Below are 19879 nucleotides of genomic sequence, written 5' to 3' on the forward strand. Positions count from 1 at the left end.
CGCCGCCCCGGAGCGGGCGGGGCCTATGCCGGCTGGAGGACCGTCCGCAGCGCGCCCGTTTCGACACCGGTGGTGAGGGCGTCGTAGGCCTCGCCCGTCCGCGCGAGGCCTAGCTCCCCGGTGACGATCCGCGAGAGTCGCTCCAGGTGCTGGGGCGCGAGCGTCTCGAGGAGCCAGTGCGTGGACGACGCGTCGACCTGGCCCGTACTGATGGTGACGTTCTTGCGCCACAGGTTCTCCAGGTGCAGGGTGACCGCGGAGTCGTGCATCCCGATGTTGGCGATGTGACCGCCGTCGCGCACGGCCCCGGTGCACAGGGCGAAGCTGTCGGGAGTTCCCGCCGCTTCGATGACCACGTCCGCGCCGGGGCCTTCCGACAGTTCCGCTATCAGCCGGCCGGGGAGCTCCGCGGCGTCGGCCCCCAGCTCGGTGGCGATCTCCAGACGGCGGGGCGAGAGGTCGACGGCGATGACGCGGGACGGGGTGAACATGCCGGCGACGACCAGCGCGGCCAGGCCCACCGGCCCCGCGCCCACCACGACGACCACGGAACCGGGCCGGACCTTGCCGTTGCGTACGCCGAGCTCGAAGGCGGCGGGCAGCACTTCGGAGAAGAGGACGGCCGTGCGCCTGTCCAGGGTGTAGGGGAGCTTGTGGGTCGAATGGTCCGCGAAGGGGACCCGGACGAGTTCCGCCTGGGTGCCGTTCGTCTCGTGCCCCAGCAGCCACCCGCCGCCCTGCGTGCACCGGCCGTGCGCGCCCTCCCTGCACGGCGGGCACTGACCGCAGGCGGAGATGGACGAGAGGATCACCTCGTCGCCCGGGACCACGGCGTGCACCTCGGGTCCGACGTCCACGATCTCGCCGACGGCCTCGTGCCCCAGGACCGTGCCGGGCTTCACCCCGCCGATATCGCCCCGCAACGTGTGCAGGTCGCCCGCGCAGACGGTGGCCGCCTCGACCCTCACGAGGGCGTCGGCAGGATGCTCGATCGCCGGGTCGTCGACGGTTTCCCAGCGTCCCTCGCCGGGGCCGTGGTAGACGAATGCGTGCACAGTGCTCACTCCCTCTCCGACGCCGGCCGACGGCTGGCCCGCGGCACTCCCAGTCTCCGTCCGCACCGCGTTCCCTTCGAGAGACGGAGGGGGTAGTCCTCCGGGACATTCGGTCCCCCGGCCGAGGGGGACGACGCGATTCCGCCGCCGCCGGAAGCGCCCACGAGGGACCGGTCGGCCCTCCGGGGTGCGTCGGACGGCCCTTCTGCGCCCCCGCGGGCGTGCGGAGACTCGGTAGGGAGGCGACCGGCCCCCGGATCCCGGGCGGAGGCGGATGACCGCCGTCGCGGAACGGGACACCGGGGTGGCCGCCGAGACCGGAACATGGCCCGAAAGGCTGTGCACCCATGTCCGTTGCGATCGGAAGCCGGCGGTGGCGTTCGCATCCTCTGCGCCGGGGGATAGACGTCGTCGAGGTCCGGCTGTTCCTTGTCCTGTCCACCCTGGTTCTCGTGTGCGCGTCGGCGATCGGCGCGGCACACGGCTGGTCCGCCTTCGAGCACGAACGGTCGGTCGCCGCCGAACAGCGGGCCGACCGGCATCTCGTGCGCGCCCTGGTGCTCCGGGACGCCGCGACGTCGTCGCCCTGGTCGGACGAGTCGGGGCGCTCCGCACGCGTCCCGGTACCGGTCCGCTGGACCGATACCGCGGGCGGCGCTGTCACGGGGAAGGCGATGGTCGCCCCGGGCACCGAGCGGGGGGAGCGGACGGACGTCTGGCTGGATCACCGGGGCCGGGTCACGAGCGCGCCCGCCGGGGACCGCGAGGCGTGGGCCGAGGCGCTGGTGGCGGGCGGCGGGATCGCGGCCGTCACCGTGGGCGCCGGGGTGGTGGCCGGGCTGGGGATCCGGGTGATGTGCAACCGGCGGCGTGCGGCCGACTGGGAGACCGAGTGGAGCAGAGTGGAACCGGAATGGAGCCGACGTGTCTGAGTCCCGACCGGCGACGCGGGGCGGGCCCGCGTCCGCCCCGCCAGGAGAGCCCGTGATGACGACCTCGCCGCACACCGTGAGCGACCTGATGACCCGTGCCGCGGTCGCCGTGGGCGGCCAGGCCTCGTACAAGGACATCGTCACCCTGATGCACCAGTGGAAGGTGAGCGCGCTGCCCGTGCTCGCCGGCGACGGGCGTGTCATCGGGGTGGTCTCGGAGGCGGACCTCCTGCCGAAGGAGGAGAACCGCCCCACCGGAGGCTCCGTACCGGGTGACCGGCCGTTCGCGGACACCTCGAAGGCCGACGCGCTGTACGCGGAGCAGCTCATGTCGAGCCCTGCCGTCACGGTGCACGCGGACGCCACCGTGGCCGAAGCGGCACGGATCATGGCGCGGCGGCGCGTCAAGCGTCTGCCGGTGGTCGACAGCGGTGGTGTCCTGCGGGGCATCATCAGCCGGGGTGACCTGCTGAAGGTCTTCCTGCGCTCCGACGACGACATCGCCGCCGAGGCGCGCACCGTGCTGTCCGGTCTCCCGGCCGCCTCCGGCATCGACGTACGGGTGTCCGACGGGGTGGTGACCCTGGGGGGCGCTCTGTCCGACCGGGCGCTGGTCCCGCTCGTCGCCCGTGCGGTGCGGGCGGTGGAGGGCGTCGTGGACATCCGCCTGGACCTGGGCCCGGCGACGCACTCCGACGTCGGGGCGTGATCCCTGCAGGAGCTGCGATCCCTGCGAGAGCTTCGCGTGCACCCTGCTGAAGACGCATGACCCGTGCCGGCGGTCAGCGGGAAGGCCGGCCGGGAAGGTCGGCGGGGAGCTGGCGGCGGTCAGCGGGGAACGGTGATCACCGGGCACTCCGCCCGGTGCAGGAGTCCGTGGACCACCGAGCCGAGCCGCATCCCGGTGTAGCCCCCGTAGCCGCGCCTCCCCACGACGACGGCGAGCGCGGCCGAGGAGACCCGGGCGAGTTCCTCCACGGGATGGCCCCGGCGCACCTCCTGTGTGACGTTCACGCCCGGGTGGCGTACGGAGTGCTCGGCGACGGTCTCCGCGAGGAGACGTGTGCGCGTCTCCCGTCCGCTCTCCCCCGCCAGCTCGATGAGGGGGCGGGGCCACACCCACACCGCGTGTACGGAGGCGTGCCGCAGCTCCGCCTCCTCGAACGCGAAACGTACGGCCTCGCGGGAGGAGTCGCTGCCGTCCACGCCCACGACCAGCTGTGCGGGCTCCTGCGCCGTGTGTTCCGGTGAGCGCACGACGACGACGGGGCAGTGTGCCTGTGCGCTGAGGGGCGCCGCCACCGACCGGATGCTGAGGATCTCGGCCGCGCGGCCGAGCCTGCGCGAGCCGACCACGATCAGGCGGGTGGGGCCGGTCGTACGCCGGCAGAGCTCCACCGCCGGCAACCCGTCCACGAGTTCGGTCACCACGTGCGCCCCGGGGGTGAGGCGGAAGACCGTCTCGCTCGCGGCGGCCAGCGCCTCCCGGCCCTGCGCCTGCAGGGAGAGGCGTTGCGGTGTCGCGTCGACGTGCTGGGTGTCGTGGCCCGGCGGGACCGCCAGAACCAGCCGCAGCGGGACGTTTCTGCGTTCGGCCTCGTCCGCCGCCCAGGCCAGCGTGGGCACCGAGGGATCCAGTGGGTCTATGCCGACCACGATCTGCTGGTCGGCGTCGAAGGCCGTCACGCTACCTCCTCGGTCACGCCCCGGGGAACGATCTGGACGGGGCAGTGGGAATGGTGCAGCAGGGCGTGGGCGACGCGGCCCGGCGTGGCGCTCACATGGTCCTGTTCACGGCGCCCGCCCACGACGACGAGGTCGCAGCGGCGGCTCGCCTCGACGAGTACGGCTGCCGCGGATCTGCCTGTCTCGACGGCGCAGGAGACGGTCGTCCCGGGGAACGCCTCCCGGAGGCTCTGCGCGAGGTCCTCGATCTGCTGTTCGCTCCGGCGGTCGGCGCCCTTCTCCGCGTCGGACAGCCGCCCGGTGCCGGCCGCGCGCGCCAGGATGCTCCTGACTCCCAGGAGGTTCAGGCTCGCCTCCCGGAGCCGCGCCTCACGCGCTGCGGCCTCCAGCCAGTCGCCGTCCGTGGCGCCCCGGACCGCCGCCGTGACACGTCCGGTCCCCGACCAGGGGGACTCGCCACGCACCACCACGACGGGAACGGCTGCTCCCGTCGCCACCCCGAGACCGACGGAGCCGAGCAGGAGCGCGCCGAAACCGCCGCGTCCCCGGCTCCCCACGACGATGCGGCCCCGACGGCCCGCGGCGTCGTGCAGGGCGGAGACCGGTTCCTTGCGGCTGAGGCTCCGGGTGATGTCGAGGGAGGGGTAGCGCTCCTGCACCTCTGCCGCCGTCTCGTCGAGCAGCTCGTGCCCCTTGTTCTTGACGCTCTCCACCGTCTCGAAGGAGGCGAAACGGGAGATCCGGTCGAGGTCGGCCGCGTACAGGACGCACAGTTGCTGCCGGGCCGCGTCGGCCTGGGCCGCGGCCCACGACACGGCGGACCTGGCGTGGTCCGAACCGTCGATCCCTACGACGATCTGTCCCTCGGTGCTCATATCCGCTCCTCATCGCATGGGCTCGCTCGTCTCCGAGGGTCCCCGCACGGGCGCGCGAGTGGCAGGGCCACGGCGGTCACGTCCAGGGGCCGAAGGTCCCGGAAGACCCCTGTGGCACGGATTACCGAAGGTGCCCCACTCGGCCCTTCTCGCCGGTCGCGCCGCGGGAAACGCTGGTCGTGCACGCGGAGGCCCCCGGTTCCGGAACGGCGGCCCCGTCACGCGGGAAGAAGCGGTGAGCGCCCGATGTCGCACGCCACGGTCACGGATCTCTACGAAGCGTCGATGGCCCTCTCGTACCTGCGGGAAGGCATGACGCGGGACGCCACGTTCAGCCTCTTCGTACGCGATCTGCCTCCCGGGCGCGGGTTCCTGGTGAGCGCGGGGCTGGAGCCGGTTCTCGACTTCCTGACCGACTTCCGCGTCACCTCGGACGACGCCCGGGACTTCGCCGCGGCTCTCGGGTGTCCACCGCGCGAGGTCGGCCCGCTCGTCGGTCTCGGCTTCGACGGTGAGGTCAGGGCGGTGCCGGAAGGGCGGATGGTCCTGCCCGGTGAGCCGCTGCTCGAGGTCACGGCGCCTCTGCCGCAGGCGCAGCTCGTGGAGACCTGGCTGCTGGGTCAGGTGAGCCACCAGACGACCGTGGCCTCCAAGGCGGCCCGGTGCGTGCTGGCCGCGGCCGGCCGTCCCGTCGTCGACTTCTCCCTGCGCCGGGGGCACGGGCCGGAGGCGGGGATGCAGACGGCCCGGGTCGGCGCGATGGTGGGGTTCGACGGCACCAGCAACGTCGCCGCCTCGCTGAAGTTCGGGTTGCGTGCGTCCGGCACGATGGCGCACTCGTACATCGAGGCGTTCGGCGACGAGGAAGCCGCGTTCACGGCGTACGCCCGCAGCCGTGCCGGGCCGGTCACCTTCCTGGTCGACACCTACGACACGGCGGACGGCGTGGTGACCGCGGCCCGTGTGCTGAACACCCTGCGCCGTGGGCCCGGCTCCGCGATCCGGCTCGACAGCGGTGACCTGGCGGGGCTCGCCCGTCGCTCCCGCGCGATCCTGGACGCGGCGGGGCTGCCGGATGTCGCGATCATCGCCAGCGGTGGTCTCGACGAATACGGCGTCGACCGTCTGGTGCGCTCCGGGGCCCCCATCGATGTGTACGCCGTCGGGACCAAGGTGGGCACCTCGTCCGACGCCCCGTATCTGGACTCCGCGTACAAGCTGGTGGAGTACGACGGGCGGCCGGTCATGAAGCTCTCCGCGGCCAAGGTGACCGCGCCCGGACGCAAACAGGTCCTGCGCGGGGAGGGCCTGGACGATGTGATCACCCTGGCCGACGAGGACGTGCCCGGGGGCCGGGAGCCGTTGCTGCGCAGGGTGATGTCCGGAGGCCGCCGCACCGGCCCGCCGGACACGCTCGCCGCCGCGCACGACCGGTTCACCGGCGACCTGGCCGCCGTCCCGGGGCACGCGCTCCGGATCCAGGACCCGGAGCCCCCTGTCGCCGCCGTCTCCGCCCGCCTCTCGGCACTCACCTCCCACGTGCGTCGCCGTCTGGAGAAGGGCGTCGAGGAACGGCGGGAGGATCGGGCCGGCCCGGATGCCGGCCCTCCGGACGACCGGCCGAGGGAGGAGCCCTGATGCCTGCTCGAATCGCTGATGTCGCGTCGGTGACCGCGTGGGTCGACGCCGCCACCATGGCGCCGTCGATGCACAACGCCCAGCCGTGGAAGTTCCGTTACGTGCCGGCGGTGGGCGTTCTCCAGCTGCGCATGGATACGGCACGGTCCATGCCCCGTACGGACCCTTCCGGCCGTGGCATGCACATCGGCTGCGGCGCCGCACTGTTCAATCTCCGGGTGGCGGCCGCGCACGCCGGATGGCCGGCCGATGTGCGGCTGCTGCCCGACCCGGCCGATCCCACGCTGGTCGCCACCGCGTCGTTCGCCGAGGGCGAGGGGAGCGACCCGGTCTCCGGTCTCCGTCCGGCGATCGGCCTCCGGCACAGCAGCCGTGAGCCGTTCACCGACGAGCCGGTCCCCGAGGAGCTGCTCGCCGGCCTCATGGGTGCGGCGCGGGCCGAGGGCGCGGGCCTGTCCGTGCTCGGGGAGTGGCAGGTCGACGCGGTGGTCGAGGTGGCCAGGGACGCCGAGCAGGACGAGTCGCTGTCGGCCGGCATCCGCGACGAGATCGCCCGGTGGACGGGTCCCGGGGCTGACGGCTCCGCCGGGATCCCGGCGGAGTCCTTCGGCCCGCGGCCGCATGCCGGCCGGGCGCCGGTGCGGGACTTCGCCATGGGACGCCCGGTCCCCCACCGCAGGTCGGCGGACTTCGAGCGGTCCCCCTGCCTCGCGGTGGTCGGAACACCTCAGGACCGGCCGCAGGACTGGCTGCTCGCCGGCCAGGCCCTGGAACGGGTGCTGCTGCGGGCGACGCTGGACGGGCTGTCCACCTCCCTCAATTCCCAGGCGCTCGAACGGCCCGACCTGCGCTGGCTCCTGCGGGACCCTCACTCGCCGACGACCTCGGCGTTCCCCCAGATGCTGCTCCGGCTGGGCTACGGGCCGGCGATCCAGCCGACGCCGCGCCGAGCGGTGAGCGAGGTGCTGGAGGTCGACCGGGCGGCACCGTAGCCGGCGCCGGCTCTGCGGCGGGGTGCCGTGGCCGGCGCCCGCCTTCTCCCGGATGGGGTGGCGTGTCAGGGCCGCGCCGGGTCCGGCACTGTGTGCAGGTCCAGCATCATGTCGAGCGACAGGGTGCCGTCCGCCTCGGTGAAACGGCCGACCCGCTGGAAGCCGTTCTTCTCGTAGTAGCGGATGGCGCGCGGGTTGTCGGCGCGGACGCCGCCCCACAGGATGATCCTCGTCCTGCCGAGCAGCCGTGCGGTCTCCATGACCGACGGGAGCACGAGCGTTCCCAGGCCCCGGTCCTGGTGGTCGTCGGCCAGCGTGGGGCCGAACCGGCAGTCGGTCGCCCCGCTGAGGTGGATGCCCGCTTCCCGGTAGCGCGCGATGTCCGCCGGAGTGAGATCGAGGCTGAACTCGATGAGCCCGACGATCCTGCCGGACGGTACGTCCTCGATGACCAGCCTGAGTTTGTCGTGACGCGCGATCGCGTCGCACAGCTCCCGTGCGGTCGCCAGGTCGTACCCGTCGAACGTACTGAACCGCCTCGACGCGCGGGACAGGGCCTCGAGGAACCGGGCCAGGTGCCCGGCGTCGGCGTGTGTCAGGGGGCGGACGACGACAGCCGAACCGTCGTACACGGTCAGACGGCGCGTCAGGCGGAGGGGGTCCTCGGCGATATCCGTCAGGGTGAGCACCGCGGCAGCCTCGCTTCCGTACCGTCCCGCCGGTCCTGCTGGGGCGAGAACCTACCGGCTGCGGGGACTCCGTACGTACGACATATTCGATTGCGGGGCCGGCGGTGAGGCGCGGAGAGTCGCCGTATGTGTGAACTGAAGCCGACCGACGGCGATCCCGTCCCGTCGCGCCTGGGCCGGGGTTCTGTCCGTGCCCGCGCTGCCGACGAGGACGGCCTCCGCCTCGGGCGTAGCGCCTCGGCCGGTCCCGGGCCGGCCCTGGTGCCGGCGGGACTCGTGGTTCTCGTGGGACCGCCGGCTTCCGGCAAGACCAGCTTCGTGCGCGCCCTGGTCGCGCACGGGCGGCTCGATGAGGACGCCGTGGTGTCCAGCGACGAGATCCGTGCGGAGCTCTTCGGCGCCTCACCCGCGGAAGGGGAGACCGACGCGGCGGACGCTCTCGTCTTCGGCGAACGCGACCGGAGGATCGTCGCCCGGCTCGCCTGCGGACGCACCGCCGTCGCCGAGTCCACGAACGTCACTCCGCCCTCGCGCGCCCGCCTCCTCGCCATCGCCGGGCGCTTCGACGCCCCGGTGTCGATGCTGCGGTTCGACCCGGGTCTCGGCGCTCTCCTCCAGCAGCACGCGGGGCGCGGCCGCACCGACGTGACCACCGCCGAGGTCCGCGCCTTCGCCGAGGTCATGGCCCGGCACGGCGGAGCCGACCAGTTGTACTCCGAGGGCGCGCACGCCGTCCACGACGTCCCCGGGCGCCGGCAAGGGGTCACCCCCGCCGAGGCCGCGGCGCGCTTCTCGTTCGCCTGACAGCCCGACGCGTGCGTCCCCGGAGGGACGTGCGCCGAGCGGCGCTACGCCGCAGCCGGCTTCGGCGTGTGGCGGCGCAGGTTGGCGGCGAGGATGCGGTCGAGCGTGCGGTCGGACAGCACCCGGCCCAGGCGCACGATCAGGGCGGCGTCCCGGCCCGCGGTGTAGCGGGTGCGCGGTCTGCGGGCGGTCACGGCCTTCGTGATGACGCGGGCGGCGGCGTCGGCGGTCAGCCCGGAGGAGGTGCCCGAGGCCATCAGCCGGTTGTTCGCCCGGACCAGGCCGCCGTAGCGCGCGTCCTGCTCCGGCGTCATCCCGGCAGCGAGGCGGTTCGCCGTCTCGATGCCGCGGTTGGCCATCTGGGTACGGATACCGCCGGGTTCGACCACGACCACGTGGACGCCCAGCGGCTCGACCTCGCGCCGGAGCGAGTCACTGACCGCCTCCAGGGCGAACTTCGCGCCGGCGTACGCGCCGTACGTCGCCATGGCGAACCTGCCGCCGATCGAGCTGATGTTGATCACACGCCCCCCGCTGCGCAGCAACGCGGGCAGGAGCGCCTGGGTGACGGCGATGTGACCGAACAGGTTCACCTCGAACACCTGCCGCCATTCCGCCATCGGCAGGGCCTCCACCGGGGCGTTCACCTGGATTCCGGCGTTGTTGACGAGCGCGTGCAGCGGGCGCGCGTCGTCGGCGATCCGCGCGGCGAGAGCGGTCACGTGCGCGGGCTCGGTGATGTCGAGGATGACGGGCTCGATGCCGGCCGACCGGATGGCGTCGGCGTCGCGGTCCCGCCGCACACCGGCCAGGACGTGGAATCCCTGGCGGGCCAGTCCCCGGGCGGCCGAGGCGCCCATGCCCGTGGAGGCTCCGGTCACGACGATGAGCTTCTGGTTCTCAGATGACGTTGTCACCTAAACGACGCTACCAGCACAGATGACACTGTCAACTGTAGGGTGGGGCCATGGTCACCCGTGCGGAATCCGCCGCCGTCACCCGCCGCGCCCTGCTCGACGCGGCCGCCGAGCTCCTCGATCTCGGCGGTCCCGCGGCCGTCACCCTGCGGGAGGTGGGTGCGCGGGCGGGCGTCAGCCGGGGGGCGCCGTACCGGCACTTCTCCGGCAAGGACAGCCTGCTGACCGCCGTCGCGACCGAGAGCTGGCAGCGGATCGGCGACCAGGTCCACGCGCTGCGGGCCGACCCGGAGCTGGGCGCGTCCGAGAAGCTGCGCGGGGCCCTGCTCACCCTCGTGCGCGTCGGCCGGGACCGGCCCCACCTGTACCAGATGCTGTTCAGGCGCCACGGACACCGGCCCGAGGAGCTGGGTGAGGGACTCGACCGTGTCCGGCGGCAGCTGTGCGGACCGGCGGACGACCCGGTCGCGGACCGCCTCCGCGCGGCCGGCCGCTTCCAGGACGAGTTCCTGGCCGTCGTCGCCGGTCTCGTCGGGGAGCGGAACACCCGGCATTACGGCGCGCTGCTGCTCTCCGGCGCCCACGGCATCACGGACATGGAGCTCAGCGGCCATCTGGACCCGGACGAGCTGGACGCCAGCGCCGAGGAACTCATCGACACCCTCGTCCGCATGGTCGCCGACACAGGCCCTACGGCCTGACGGCGCCCCGCTCCGTGGGCGCGCAGGGCGTGGGCCGCCGATTCCCGTGAACAACGGTGTCGACGGTGGACCGGAGTACGGCGTCAGTGGTCGCGGACCACGATGCGGCGCCCGGTCACCTTGCCGGGTGTCAGCGCGATCCACAGGTCCCGCTCCCCGCCGGCCCACGGCGAGGCGGACGCGTGTACCGCCTCGAACTTCCGTACGTCGTCCGGGTCCGTGACGGTCCGTGCCTCCCCCACGAGGAGCACGCTCCACCCCCGGCTGAAGGCTTCGTCGATGTGGTCCACCTCGAAGGCGGTCTCGTGCCCGGCCGCGTCCGCGGGGCCGGAACCGGGTGCGGTCCGGTAGGCGATCGCCTCCCCGGTGGAGACGTAGTTGACGGGGAAGACCGCGGGGCCCTGTCCGTCGCTGACGACCACCCGGCCGATACCGTGGGTCCCGACCAGCTTCCAGCACTCCTCCCGGCCGATGTCCACCAGCTCCGGGTGGTGGGCGGCCCGGCCCACGCCCGGGGGCAGATCGACCGTTCCCCCGGTGAGTTCGTCGACCGTCGTCTCGAGCGCGTTGGCCAGACGCACCATGAACCCCATGCCGTGGGAGCCCGGCTTCGTCTCCACGTACTCGATGTACCCGGGCGCGGAAGCGGTGCGGAGGGCCAGGTCCCTGCGGGACAGCCCCAGGTACTCACGGCGCGCCGCCACGCGTCTGCCGATGTCACCCACTGCGGGGGTCTCGTGCGGGTCCTTCTGCGGTCGGTCGGCCATGTCGGTTCACCTTCCTGCTGTCGGACGGCGGGAGCGGGCACCGCCCCGGGGCCGCGATGACCGTGCGGGGATCCGCCGTCAGTTCACGCTAGGTACGGATGGACGGCACCGCACCACGGCCGTGTTCCGCTGGCGTGGCCCAGGGAGCCCGGGCACTGTGGACGGAGACGTACCCGGACGAGTGATGAGGCGGTCATGGGCAGCGATACCGAAGTCACCCCCCGTGTCGTGGTCGGAGTGGACGGCTCCAGCGCCTCCCAGGAGGCGCTGCGGTGGGCGGCGCAGCACGCGCAGCTCACCGGAGCCGTGGTCGAGGCGGTGTGCGCCTGGGACACTCCCTCGGAGATCGGCTGGGCGGGTCCTGCCACGGAGGCGGGCTTCGATCTGGAGCGGGCCCGGCTCCGCTTCTCCGAGGGCATCCGTGGTGTGTTCGGCGAGGTCAAGCCGGCCGAGGTCCGTGAACTGCTGGTACAGGGTGATCCGTCGGAGGTCCTGGTGAAGGCTTCCGAGGGAGCGGATCTGCTCGTCGTCGGCAACAGGGGACGCGGCGGCTTCGCCCGGGCCATGCTGGGCTCCGTGAGCCAGCGATGCGCCCAGCATGCCCGGTGCCCCGTGGTCGTCGTCCGGGACGCCTCCACGGGCACCCACTGAGCTCCACGGGCACCCACTGGGCGGCGGACCCCCTTCTCAGAGACTCCCGGGGCCGTCGAGGTGGCATGTAGCGTCCACCACGCCCTCCACCGCTCCGGCCAGTCGTTCGGCGACGGGGATCAGTGAGGCGTCCCTGACGGTCCCGGTGATCGTCACGCGCCCGTCGGCCACCTCGACGCTGACGTTCCGGCGCGAGACTGGGAAGAGCCGGTCGACGACTTCCTCCCGCACTTCGGCGGCGATCTCCTCGTCCGTACGCAGGAACACCTTGAGCAGGTCGGCGCGGCTCACGATGCCTTTGAGGACCCCTTCCCCGTCGACTACCGGGAGGCGCTTGATCCCGTGCCGGGCCAGGAGCCGGGCGGCTTCGGGAAGCGTCGCGTCCAGCGGGACGGTGACGGCGGGAGAGGACATGAGGTCCCGCGCGGTCAGCGCTCCGGCCTTGGCGTAGTCCGTCAGGCGGTCCCGCTGGCCGATCATGGTCGCGTCCTCCTCGCGCAGTTCCTCCTTGGGCAGCAGATCCGCCTCGGAGACCACCCCGACGACGCGCCCCTCCCCCTCCAGGACGGGTACTGCGGTCACCTGCCACTGGTCGATGGCGGTCACGATCTCCTTGAAACGGGCGTCGAGGCCCACCGCGACGACCGTCCGCGTCATCACGTCGCTCACGCGGTGAGGTGATCGACGGTTCATGGCGTCGCTCCCTCCGAAGCGCTCCCACCACCACGCGGAACAACGGCCACGGGACAGTCCGCGTGGTGCAGGACCGTGTGCGCGACCCTGCCGAGCTGCATGCCGAAGTGGCTCCCCCGCCGCCGTGCCCCGACGACCAGGACGTCGGCAGCGGAGGACAGCCCGAGGAGCGCCTTCCGCGCCGGTCCCTCCGCGGTGACCCGTCGTACGGAGACCGCCGGGTGGTCACGGATCGCGGCTGCCAGCGCCTCGTCGAGCAGGGAGGACGCCTGAGCCTCGTGCTCGTGTGCGGGGCCGTCGGCGAGGAGCGGATGGTCGACGGTCTCGTACGAGGGACAGCGCCAGGCACGCACCACGTCCAGCTCGCAGCCCCTCAGCTGCGCCTCCGCGAAGGCGAACCGCACAGCCGGCGAGTCGATGTCCGCATCCCCCACACCGAGCACGATCCGCCCGTGCGTCCCCTCCAGCCCCGCCTTGTCGCCCCGTACGACGAAAGCCGGGCAGGAAGCCCCGGCCGCGACGGCCAGACTCACCGATCCCAGCAGCAGCCCGGCGATCTCGCCGCGCCCCCGGGAGCCGGTGACCAGGGCGAAGGCGTCGCGGCTCTGCCGCAGCAAGGCGCCGGCCGCGTCCTCCGGCAGCACCTCGGTCGTGACGCGCAGGTCCGGGGCACGCCGGCGGATGCGTTCGGCGGTGGAGCCGACGATGTTCTCGGCCATCACGCGCTCGTCGGGACGCGAGAGGCCGGCCGCGGGAGCGGCGCCCTCGTAGCGCTGCCACAGCGAGGCGTACACGAGGCGCAGGGGCGATCCGTGGAGCAGAGCCTCGTCGGCCGCCCAGTCCGCGGCCAGGAGACTGGACTCGCTCCCGTCCACACCGACCACCATGGGTGGAGACGACATCGATCTCACCGCCCTTTCCGGCTTGCCACTGTCGTCACCGTCCCATCGGCGGCGTCCCCCGGGACAGGGCCGACCGGGCCCGGCCGGAGAGCCTCACGGGCACCGGTCAGGTCACGGCGGGGACCGGTCGGCACTCCTCTCCGGCGCCAGGGGAGCCGACCAGGTCACCCGGGTGCCGCCCCTCGCGGGCGCGCTGATCTCCAGGCTGCCTCCCGCCTCCCGGGCGCGTTCCTCGAGGTTGTGCAGCCCGCTGAAGACCGCGTCACCGGGGATGCCCACGCCGTTGTCGGTGACCGTCAGGGTGAGCCGCCCGGACGCGCTGCGCAGATGTACGTCGACCGAGTCGGCCCGTGCGTACCGGGCGGCGTTGCTCAGCGTCTCGACGAGGACGGCCACGACGTGGTCGGCGAGGGGCACCGGGACCCGGGTCTCCACCAGCCCCTCGACCCGCAGCGCCGGCGGGAAGCCGAGAGAGGCCGCGGCCGCCTCGACGGCCTGCGCGACCCGGCTGCGCAGGCCCGATGAGCCCGCGCCGGCCGTCCCGTGGGTCCGGAGACCGAAGATGGTGGAGCGAATGATCTTGATCGTCGCGTCCAGGTCGTCCACCGCCCTGCGGAGGCGCTGCTCGGCCTGCGGGTGGGTCACGAACCGCTGGGCGCTCTGCAGTGTCATGCCGGTGGCGAACAGGCGCTGGATCGCCAGGTCGTGCAGGTCACGCGCGATGCGGTCCCGGTCCTCCAGCAGAGCGGTGCGCTCGGCGTCCTGGCGGCGTTCGGCCAGTTCCATGGCCAGCGAGGCCTGGTGGGCGAACGTGGTCAGGGACTCCGACTCCGAGGCCGAGAACGGGAGGCTCCGCTTCTTCCGGGTGAGCAGCAGTACGCCGCGCACGACGGCCCCCGATCCGATGGGCACCGCCACCGCCGGCCCGAAGCCGGCCCAGCGCGCGGTGTCCCCCTCGCTGCGCGGGTCGCTCTCGATGTCGGAGCTCCGGGACGGTCCTGGGTGGGTGAAGGCCACGCCGAGGTAGCCCTCCCGGGCCGGCACGAACGCCCCGTGGTGCCGTTCCCCCTCCTCACCTGTGGCCAGGACGATCCGCAGCTTGCCCGCGCCCTCCACGGGGACCGCGATCATGGCCAGGTCCGAGGGGACGTTCGCCCCGGCGTGCTCCAGGATCAGGGCCATCACCTCGGCCCGGGGGGAGCCGGACAGCAGGCTGTTGGTGACCTCGGAGCCGGCGGCCAGCCAGCGTTCGCGGCGGCGGGACTCCTCGTAGAGACGGGAGTTCTCGATGGCGATGCCCGCGGCGACGGCCAGGGTCAGCAGCACCGATTCGTCCTCGGCGTCGAACTCGGCGGCACCGCGCTTCTGTGTGAGGTAGATGTTGCCGAAGACCTGTCCCCGCACCCGGATCGGGACGCCCAGGAAGGAATGCATCTGCGGGTGATGCGGTGGAAAGCCGTACGACTCCGGGTGCTCGGACAGCTCCGCCAGCCGGAGGGGTTCCGGGTGGCGGATCAGCTCGCCCAGCAGCCCGTGCCCCACGGGCAGCTCACCTATCGCCGCCCACTGCTCGTCGCTCACACCCACCGGAATGAACTCCGAGAGCCTGTTCTCCTCGCCGATCACACCGAGCGCCCCGTACTCGGCGTCCACGAGGACGGTGGCCTCCTCGACGATGCGGCGCAGCACCTGCGAGAGCTCCAGCTCGCGGCCGACGGACAGCACCGCCTCCAGGAGACTGTGGATCCGGTCCCGGGAGCCACGGGCTGCGTCGACGCGGGACTGGAGCCTGCTCAGCAGCTCATCGGTGCTCAGCCCGGCGGCCGGATCGCCTTCGCTCACGACAAGCAACCTCCTGGGGCGGCGTGCGGAACGCCTTCGGCACCACCGTATGGCCGACGGCGGCAGGCCGCCCGTCCCGGGATTCGCGCACCGGCACCACCGGGTGTGACCTGCGGGATTCCCTTGCGGAGGCCGGACGGGCCGCACGGGGGGACACTGGCTCTGCGACCGGGCGCGGAACACCGTGCCCCGGGAGTGCGGCGCCACGCGTACAAGGGCCGACGATGCGCGACGAGTACAGGGGCCAACGATGACGGACACAGCGGCCGCTACCTCCGGGAAGGAACCCACCCGGGTCTTCGTGCTGGACGACCACGAGGTGGTGCGCTGCGGCCTGCGCGACCTGCTGGACTCGGAGCCGGATCTCACGGTGGTGGGCGAGGCGGCGACCGCGCAGCAGGCCGTCGCCCGGGGGCCGGCCCTGCGCCCCGATGTCGCCGTGCTCGACGTCCGGCTCCCGGACGGCGACGGGATCACCGTCTGCCGCGAACTGCGCTCACGTCTCCCGGGCCTCGCCTGCCTCATGCTGACCTCGTTCGACGAGGAGGAGGCGCTCCTCGACTCCATCATGGCGGGGGCGGCCGGCTATGTGCTCAAGGAGGTCAAGGGGGTCGATCTCGTGGCGGCGGTACGGACGGTCGCCGCCGGGCAGTCCATGCTGGACCCGGCCACCACGGCACAGCTCATGCGCTCGCTGCGTGCCCCGGCGCAGACGCACGCCGAGGAGGACGACCGGTTGGCCGGCCTGTCCGAGCGCGAGAGGGCGGTCCTGGACCTGATCGGCGAGGGCCTCACCAACCGGCAGATCAGCAAGCGGCTCTATCTGTCCGAGAAGACGGTGAAGAACCACATCTCCCGTGTGCTGGCCAAGTTGGGGGTGGAGCGCAGGGTGCAGGCCGCGGTGATCGCGACCCAGGCGCAGGAGCAGGAGCAGACGGACCGCTGATCCGGGGCCCACCGCCGCCTCCCCGCCGCCTCGGGAACGTTCCGGGGTTTCAGGCCGCCCGCTCCTGGGCGGGCAGCGACACCGCGTCGTGCGTGGGCGCTCCGACCACCACCTTCAGCGCGCCGGTGTCGGCGGCCCGGGAGAAGACGTCGTACGCCTCCTCCATCTGCGAGGGTGTGAAGCGGTGGGTGACCAGCGAGGGGACCGCGGGCAGCCGCCCGGCCGCCATCATCTCCAGCAGCAGCGGGGTGGAGTAGGTGTCCACCAGCCCGGTCGTGATGGTCAGGTCCTTCGACCAGAGGCTCTCCAGATGGAGCGCCACGGGCTTGCCGTGCACCCCTACGTTCGCGACCCGGCCGCCCGGCCGCACCATGCGCGTACAGAGTTCGAAGGTCTCGGGGATGCCGACCGCTTCCACGACGACATCGGCCCCCAGTCCGCCGGTGAGATCGGCGACCAGCGCCTCGGGGTCCTCGTCCGCCCCCACGGTGACGTCCGCGCCCACGGCGCGTGCGGCCTCCAGGCGGGAGGGCGCGGTGTCGACGGCGATGACCCGGCCGGGGGTGTACAGGCGGGCGGTCGCGATGGTGGCGAGCCCGACCGGTCCCGCTCCGACCACGGCCACCGTGTCCCCCGGTCCCACGCGCCCGCTCAGCACGCCGACCTCGTACCCGGTGGGGAAGATGTCCGCCAGCAGCACGGCGTCCTCGCTGCTCACGGAGCCGGGCAGCGGGTGTACGGACAGATCCGCGAAGGGTACGCGGACGTACTCGGCCTGGGTGCCGTCGATCAGGTGCCCCAGGATCCAGCCGCCCCCTCCGAGGCATTGCCCGAAGCGGTTCTCGCGGCAGAAGCGGCAGCGGCCGCACGCGCTGATGCAGGAGACGAGCACCCGGTCACCCGGCCGTACGCTCCGTACGTTCGCTCCCGTCTCGACGACCTCGCCCACCGCCTCGTGTCCGAGGACGGTGCCGGGCCGCACCTCGGGAACGTCTCCCTTCATGATGTGCAGATCCGTGCCGCAGATGGTGACCGCGTCCACGCGGACCACCGCGTCTCCGGCGTCCTCGATGCCCGGGTCGGGGACGTCCTGCCAGGACTTCTGTCCGCTGCCGTGGAAAACGAGTGCCTTCATGACGTCGTCCCTCGTCCCTCTCCGTCGCCGAAGTGCTGCCGAAGTGCTGTCGAAGCACTGCCGAACCGCCTCGAACTCCTCTCGGCCCCCCCTGCCGAACCGGCCTCGAAGCATCTGGTTCCAGCCTCGCAAGCGGGAAGCCGCAGCGCCTGGGCCGGTCAGCACCCGGCCGGGGCCACCCTGGCCCTCCATGGCGGCCCGACCGGGGGTGCCGAGGGTGCGCGTGCCTACGTACGGGCGGGACGCGCAGCCTCGGACGGTGCCCGGGACCCCGTCACGGCGCGGCCCGCCCGGAGTTCCAGGTGGTCGCCGGTGAACCGGCTGCGGAAGCTCCGGTCGTGCGAGACGACCACGACGGCCCCCGGGTACCGGCCGAGTGCCTCCTCCAGCTCCTCGACCAGGCCGAGCGCGATGTGGTTCGTCGGCTCGTCCAGGATCAGCAGATCCGCGGGACGCGTCACCAGGCGCGCCAGGGCGAGCCTGCGCTGCTGGCCGATGGAGAGGGACGCCACGGGCACGGACAGGTCCTCGGGGCGGAACAGGCCCAGGGCCAGCAGTTCGTCGGCGTACTCGTCGGGGAATCCGGGCCGGCCCGCGGCGAACGTGGCGAGCAGGGTGCGGCGGGTGGGGCGGACGGGGAGTTCCTGCGGGAGGTAGCCGGTCCTGCCCCGCCGCCGGACCGTACCGGCGTCCGGAGCGAGGTCGCCGGCCAGGACGCGCAGCAGGGTGGTCTTCCCCGCCCCGTTGGGGCCGGTGACCAGCAGCCGGCGGCCAGGCTCGACGCTCAGGGAGGGCAGGTCGAGCCGGTCCCCGACGACGACGGAGTCCAGCTCGGCCAGGGGGCCGGGGCGGCCGTCCGCGTCCGGCGGGGAGCCGGGCGCCTCGGCGAGGGTGAGGTCGGCGGTGAAACGCAGCGGTCGGGGAGGCGCCGGGACGGGGCTGCGGCGCAGCGCCTCCAGCCGGGTCCTGGCGGCCCTGACCTGGCCCGACAGCTTGGCCTCGTGCGACCTGCGGTGCTTGCCGAAGCCCTGGCCGGGGTCCTTGCCGGTGCTCGCGAGCCGGTGGCCGGCCGCGTCCACCAGTTCCTCGGTGCGGGCCAGTTCGGCCAGCCACTCCTCGTGGTCCTGGGCCCATCGGCGGCGTGCGGCGGCCTTCGCCGTGCGGTAGCCGTCCCATCCGTCGCCGTACCGGGAGACGCTCCGCAGGTCGCGGTCGACCTCCAGGATCACGGTGGTGATGCGCTCCAGGAACGCCCGGTCGTGGGTGACGGCGACGACGGTGCCCCGGTGGGCGCGCAGGTGGCCCTCCAGCCAGTCGACGGCGGCGGCGTCGAGGTGGTTGGTGGGCTCGTCGAGGAGCAGCAGCTCCGGCGCCGCGGCCAGGACGCAGGCCAGGGCGAGCCGGGACTGCTCGCCGCCGGACAGCGTCCCGAGGGTGCGCTCCCGGGTGAGGTGGCCGAGCCCGAGGCCGTGCAGCGCGGCGTCGGTCCTGGCGTCGGCGCGGTATCCGTCGCGCTCCTCGTACGCCGTCAGCAGGTCTCCGTACGCGGCGAGTCGGGCGTCGGTGGGGTCCCCGTCGGACAGCGCCTCCTCCGCCGTACGGATCTGGCGTTCCAGGGCGCGGAGGTCGGCGAGGGCCGCGTCCACGGCGTCCTGGACCGTGCCGCGGGGGTCGAGCGTGAGCATCTGCGCGAGGTAGCCGGTGCCGCCCGGGAAGCTGACGGTGATCTCACCGCTGTCCGGGGCCTCGGCTCCGGCCATCAGCCGGAGCAGGGTGGATTTCCCCGACCCGTTCTCGCCGATGACGCCGGCCTTCTCGCCGGGGCGGACGGTGAGGGACACCTGGTCGAGGACGGACCGGTCGCCGTACGCCTTGGAGACGTCGGTCATGGCGAGTTGGGCGCGGGGGTGCTGAAGAGACATGGGTGTGTTCCCTGACGTGACAGGTCCTCGACGGCGCGCACATCGACGTCATGAAGGTCATGAAGTCATGAAGGTCATGGATGCCATGAATGTCATGAACGTCATGGACGGAAGCGCGCAGCGGGACGGGGTGTCGGACGGCGGAGAGGACTGCGGCCGACGGCGTGGCCCCACGGGGTCACGCGGCGACGCTCAGCGTCGCGCGGCGGCGTCCTGGCCGGGAATCAGAGAAAGAAGTAGTGCGCGTACGAACCCATGGCGCCCATTGTAACCATGCCGCGGTCGGCCCCCGGTGGGCGCGGAGCGCTCTCCACCGGGGGCCGACCGTCTTCCGGGCGCGCCGTGGGCCGGGCGGCAACCGCCCGCCGGCGCGCGGCGGCCGGGGTCAGCCCGTCGACTCGTCGGGGGTGGGCTGTTCCGGGTGGACGCCCGCGTTGCGGGCGTCGCTGCGGCCCGAGCCGGCCTCGTCGGGGTCGGGCCTGTCGGCATCGTCGGGGTCGGTTTCCGTCTCGGGACGTTCGGTGCCCGGGGGAAGGATCACGTCGAGGGCGTCCTCGCCGTCCTGTGCCTGCTGGTCGGGCATGTCGGCGGGGACCGGCGGCGGGCTTCCCTCCGCCCCGGTGTAGGCGGTTCCCTGGGGCCTGCGGTCGGTCATGTCGTCGCTCCCGTCGGTAGGTGCCCATGCTGGTACGGGCGGGCCGGTCTCGCACCTCGCGTACCCCCTGGGTCCCG

20 protein-coding genes are annotated in these 19879 nt (G+C 73.1%); 8 read left to right on the top strand and 12 right to left on the bottom strand.

Annotated elements, in window-relative coordinates:
* Window positions 1–23: 23 nt before the first annotated feature.
* Window positions 24–1055 carry an alcohol dehydrogenase catalytic domain-containing protein gene (locus JKV81_RS29590; RefSeq protein ID WP_129260582.1) on the bottom strand — a complete coding sequence of 344 codons (1032 nt, stop codon included), beginning with the start codon at window positions 1053–1055 and terminating at the stop codon, window positions 24–26.
* Between the two features lie 347 nt (window positions 1056–1402).
* On the opposite strand from JKV81_RS29590, the gene JKV81_RS29595 reads away from it, so the two are divergent.
* Both JKV81_RS29595 and JKV81_RS29600 read left to right on the top strand, forming a co-directional pair.
* Complete coding sequence (locus tag JKV81_RS29595) at window positions 1403–1987, top strand: Rv1733c family protein (protein WP_202078697.1); 585 nt, start codon at window positions 1403–1405, stop codon at window positions 1985–1987.
* Window positions 1988–2042: 55 nt separating this feature from the next.
* Window positions 2043–2696: a CBS domain-containing protein gene (locus tag JKV81_RS29600; protein WP_202078699.1), complete on the top strand. Its 654-nt coding sequence runs from the start codon at window positions 2043–2045 to the stop codon at window positions 2694–2696.
* A 119-nt stretch (window positions 2697–2815) separates the two neighbouring features.
* Here the strand turns inward: JKV81_RS29600 and JKV81_RS29605 are convergent, their stop codons facing one another.
* Window positions 2816–3673 (bottom strand): universal stress protein, encoded by an 858-nt coding sequence (locus JKV81_RS29605; protein ID WP_202078702.1) that lies wholly within the window; start codon window positions 3671–3673, stop codon window positions 2816–2818.
* Complete coding sequence (locus JKV81_RS29610) at window positions 3670–4548, bottom strand: universal stress protein (protein WP_202078704.1); 879 nt, start codon at window positions 4546–4548, stop codon at window positions 3670–3672. The genes JKV81_RS29605 and JKV81_RS29610 overlap by 4 nt, the downstream gene beginning before the upstream one ends.
* A gap of 246 nt (window positions 4549–4794) precedes the next feature.
* Here JKV81_RS29610 and JKV81_RS29615 point away from each other — a divergent pair, with 246 nt between their 5' ends.
* Both JKV81_RS29615 and JKV81_RS29620 read left to right on the top strand, forming a co-directional pair.
* Complete coding sequence (locus tag JKV81_RS29615; RefSeq protein WP_202078706.1) at window positions 4795–6186, top strand: nicotinate phosphoribosyltransferase; 1392 nt, start codon at window positions 4795–4797, stop codon at window positions 6184–6186.
* Window positions 6186–7178 carry an Acg family FMN-binding oxidoreductase gene (locus tag JKV81_RS29620; RefSeq protein ID WP_202078708.1) on the top strand — a complete coding sequence of 331 codons (993 nt, stop codon included), beginning with the start codon at window positions 6186–6188 and terminating at the stop codon, window positions 7176–7178. Before JKV81_RS29615 ends, JKV81_RS29620 begins: the two co-directional genes overlap by 1 nt.
* Before the next feature lie 65 nt (window positions 7179–7243).
* On the opposite strand, the gene JKV81_RS29625 is transcribed toward JKV81_RS29620, so the two are convergent.
* Window positions 7244–7867 (bottom strand): GNAT family N-acetyltransferase, encoded by a 624-nt coding sequence (locus JKV81_RS29625; protein WP_202078710.1) that lies wholly within the window; start codon window positions 7865–7867, stop codon window positions 7244–7246.
* A gap of 285 nt (window positions 7868–8152) precedes the next feature.
* Between JKV81_RS29625 and JKV81_RS29630 the strand changes: the two genes are divergently transcribed.
* Window positions 8153–8671 (top strand): AAA family ATPase, encoded by a 519-nt coding sequence (locus tag JKV81_RS29630; protein ID WP_307820625.1) that lies wholly within the window; start codon window positions 8153–8155, stop codon window positions 8669–8671.
* 44 nt (window positions 8672–8715) lie between these two features.
* Here JKV81_RS29630 and JKV81_RS29635 read toward each other — a convergent pair whose 3' ends face one another.
* Complete coding sequence (locus tag JKV81_RS29635; protein ID WP_129260591.1) at window positions 8716–9588, bottom strand: SDR family oxidoreductase; 873 nt, start codon at window positions 9586–9588, stop codon at window positions 8716–8718.
* 50 nt (window positions 9589–9638) lie between these two features.
* Between JKV81_RS29635 and JKV81_RS29640 the strand changes: the two genes are divergently transcribed.
* Window positions 9639–10289: a TetR/AcrR family transcriptional regulator gene (locus JKV81_RS29640; RefSeq protein ID WP_129260592.1), complete on the top strand. Its 651-nt coding sequence runs from the start codon at window positions 9639–9641 to the stop codon at window positions 10287–10289.
* Window positions 10290–10372: 83 nt separating this feature from the next.
* Here the strand turns inward: JKV81_RS29640 and JKV81_RS29645 are convergent, their stop codons facing one another.
* Window positions 10373–11056, bottom strand: a complete 684-nt coding sequence (locus JKV81_RS29645; RefSeq protein ID WP_202078711.1) for a helix-turn-helix domain-containing protein — start codon at window positions 11054–11056, stop codon at window positions 10373–10375.
* A 195-nt stretch (window positions 11057–11251) separates the two neighbouring features.
* Here JKV81_RS29645 and JKV81_RS29650 point away from each other — a divergent pair, with 195 nt between their 5' ends.
* Window positions 11252–11707 (top strand): universal stress protein, encoded by a 456-nt coding sequence (locus JKV81_RS29650; RefSeq protein ID WP_202078713.1) that lies wholly within the window; start codon window positions 11252–11254, stop codon window positions 11705–11707.
* Between the two features lie 36 nt (window positions 11708–11743).
* On the opposite strand, the gene JKV81_RS29655 is transcribed toward JKV81_RS29650, so the two are convergent.
* From JKV81_RS29655 to JKV81_RS29665, 3 genes are all read right to left on the bottom strand, one after another.
* Window positions 11744–12400, bottom strand: coding sequence for a CBS domain-containing protein (locus JKV81_RS29655; RefSeq protein ID WP_129260595.1), 657 nt, complete (start codon window positions 12398–12400; stop codon window positions 11744–11746).
* Window positions 12397–13302 (bottom strand): universal stress protein, encoded by a 906-nt coding sequence (locus JKV81_RS29660; RefSeq protein WP_202078715.1) that lies wholly within the window; start codon window positions 13300–13302, stop codon window positions 12397–12399. The genes JKV81_RS29655 and JKV81_RS29660 overlap by 4 nt, the downstream gene beginning before the upstream one ends.
* A 111-nt stretch (window positions 13303–13413) precedes the next feature.
* The gene (locus tag JKV81_RS29665; protein WP_202078717.1) at window positions 13414–15144 is read right to left on the bottom strand and encodes a sensor histidine kinase; all 1731 of its coding nucleotides are present in this window, start codon (window positions 15142–15144) and stop codon (window positions 13414–13416) included.
* A 250-nt stretch (window positions 15145–15394) separates the two neighbouring features.
* On the opposite strand from JKV81_RS29665, the gene JKV81_RS29670 reads away from it, so the two are divergent.
* A complete protein-coding gene (locus tag JKV81_RS29670) occupies window positions 15395–16090 on the top strand; it encodes a response regulator (protein WP_129260598.1) in 696 nt (231 codons plus the stop codon).
* 49 nt (window positions 16091–16139) lie between these two features.
* Here JKV81_RS29670 and JKV81_RS29675 read toward each other — a convergent pair whose 3' ends face one another.
* The 3 genes from JKV81_RS29675 to JKV81_RS29685 all read right to left on the bottom strand — a co-directional run bounded on the left by JKV81_RS29675 (window position 16140) and on the right by JKV81_RS29685 (window position 19802).
* Window positions 16140–17225: a zinc-dependent alcohol dehydrogenase family protein gene (locus JKV81_RS29675; RefSeq protein WP_129260599.1), complete on the bottom strand. Its 1086-nt coding sequence runs from the start codon at window positions 17223–17225 to the stop codon at window positions 16140–16142.
* 227 nt (window positions 17226–17452) lie between these two features.
* Entirely contained in the window at window positions 17453–19147 is a 1695-nt protein-coding gene (gene abc-f / locus JKV81_RS29680) for a ribosomal protection-like ABC-F family protein (protein WP_202078718.1), read from the bottom strand.
* Between the two features lie 385 nt (window positions 19148–19532).
* Complete coding sequence (locus tag JKV81_RS29685; protein ID WP_124278691.1) at window positions 19533–19802, bottom strand: hypothetical protein; 270 nt, start codon at window positions 19800–19802, stop codon at window positions 19533–19535.
* Window positions 19803–19879 lie beyond the last annotated feature (77 nt).

Source organism: Streptomyces silvae (assembly GCF_016745505.1).
Lineage (GTDB): Bacteria > Actinomycetota > Actinomycetes > Streptomycetales > Streptomycetaceae > Streptomyces > Streptomyces silvae.

Coding starts and splice junctions, on each gene's coding strand:
- JKV81_RS29655 (WP_129260595.1), bottom strand. CDS start 12,400: ATGAACCGTCGATCACCTCACCGCGTGAGCGACGTGATGACGCGGACG.
- JKV81_RS29685 (WP_124278691.1), bottom strand. CDS start 19,802: ATGACCGACCGCAGGCCCCAGGGAACCGCCTACACCGGGGCGGAGGGA.
- JKV81_RS29660 (WP_202078715.1), bottom strand. CDS start 13,302: ATGTCGTCTCCACCCATGGTGGTCGGTGTGGACGGGAGCGAGTCCAGT.
- JKV81_RS29595 (WP_202078697.1), top strand. CDS start 1,403: ATGTCCGTTGCGATCGGAAGCCGGCGGTGGCGTTCGCATCCTCTGCGC.
- JKV81_RS29650 (WP_202078713.1), top strand. CDS start 11,252: ATGGGCAGCGATACCGAAGTCACCCCCCGTGTCGTGGTCGGAGTGGAC.
- JKV81_RS29615 (WP_202078706.1), top strand. CDS start 4,795: ATGTCGCACGCCACGGTCACGGATCTCTACGAAGCGTCGATGGCCCTC.
- JKV81_RS29610 (WP_202078704.1), bottom strand. CDS start 4,548: ATGAGCACCGAGGGACAGATCGTCGTAGGGATCGACGGTTCGGACCAC.
- abc-f (WP_202078718.1), bottom strand. CDS start 19,147: ATGTCTCTTCAGCACCCCCGCGCCCAACTCGCCATGACCGACGTCTCC.
- JKV81_RS29670 (WP_129260598.1), top strand. CDS start 15,395: ATGACGGACACAGCGGCCGCTACCTCCGGGAAGGAACCCACCCGGGTC.
- JKV81_RS29620 (WP_202078708.1), top strand. CDS start 6,186: ATGCCTGCTCGAATCGCTGATGTCGCGTCGGTGACCGCGTGGGTCGAC.
- JKV81_RS29645 (WP_202078711.1), bottom strand. CDS start 11,056: ATGGCCGACCGACCGCAGAAGGACCCGCACGAGACCCCCGCAGTGGGT.
- JKV81_RS29600 (WP_202078699.1), top strand. CDS start 2,043: ATGACGACCTCGCCGCACACCGTGAGCGACCTGATGACCCGTGCCGCG.
- JKV81_RS29640 (WP_129260592.1), top strand. CDS start 9,639: ATGGTCACCCGTGCGGAATCCGCCGCCGTCACCCGCCGCGCCCTGCTC.
- JKV81_RS29675 (WP_129260599.1), bottom strand. CDS start 17,225: ATGAAGGCACTCGTTTTCCACGGCAGCGGACAGAAGTCCTGGCAGGAC.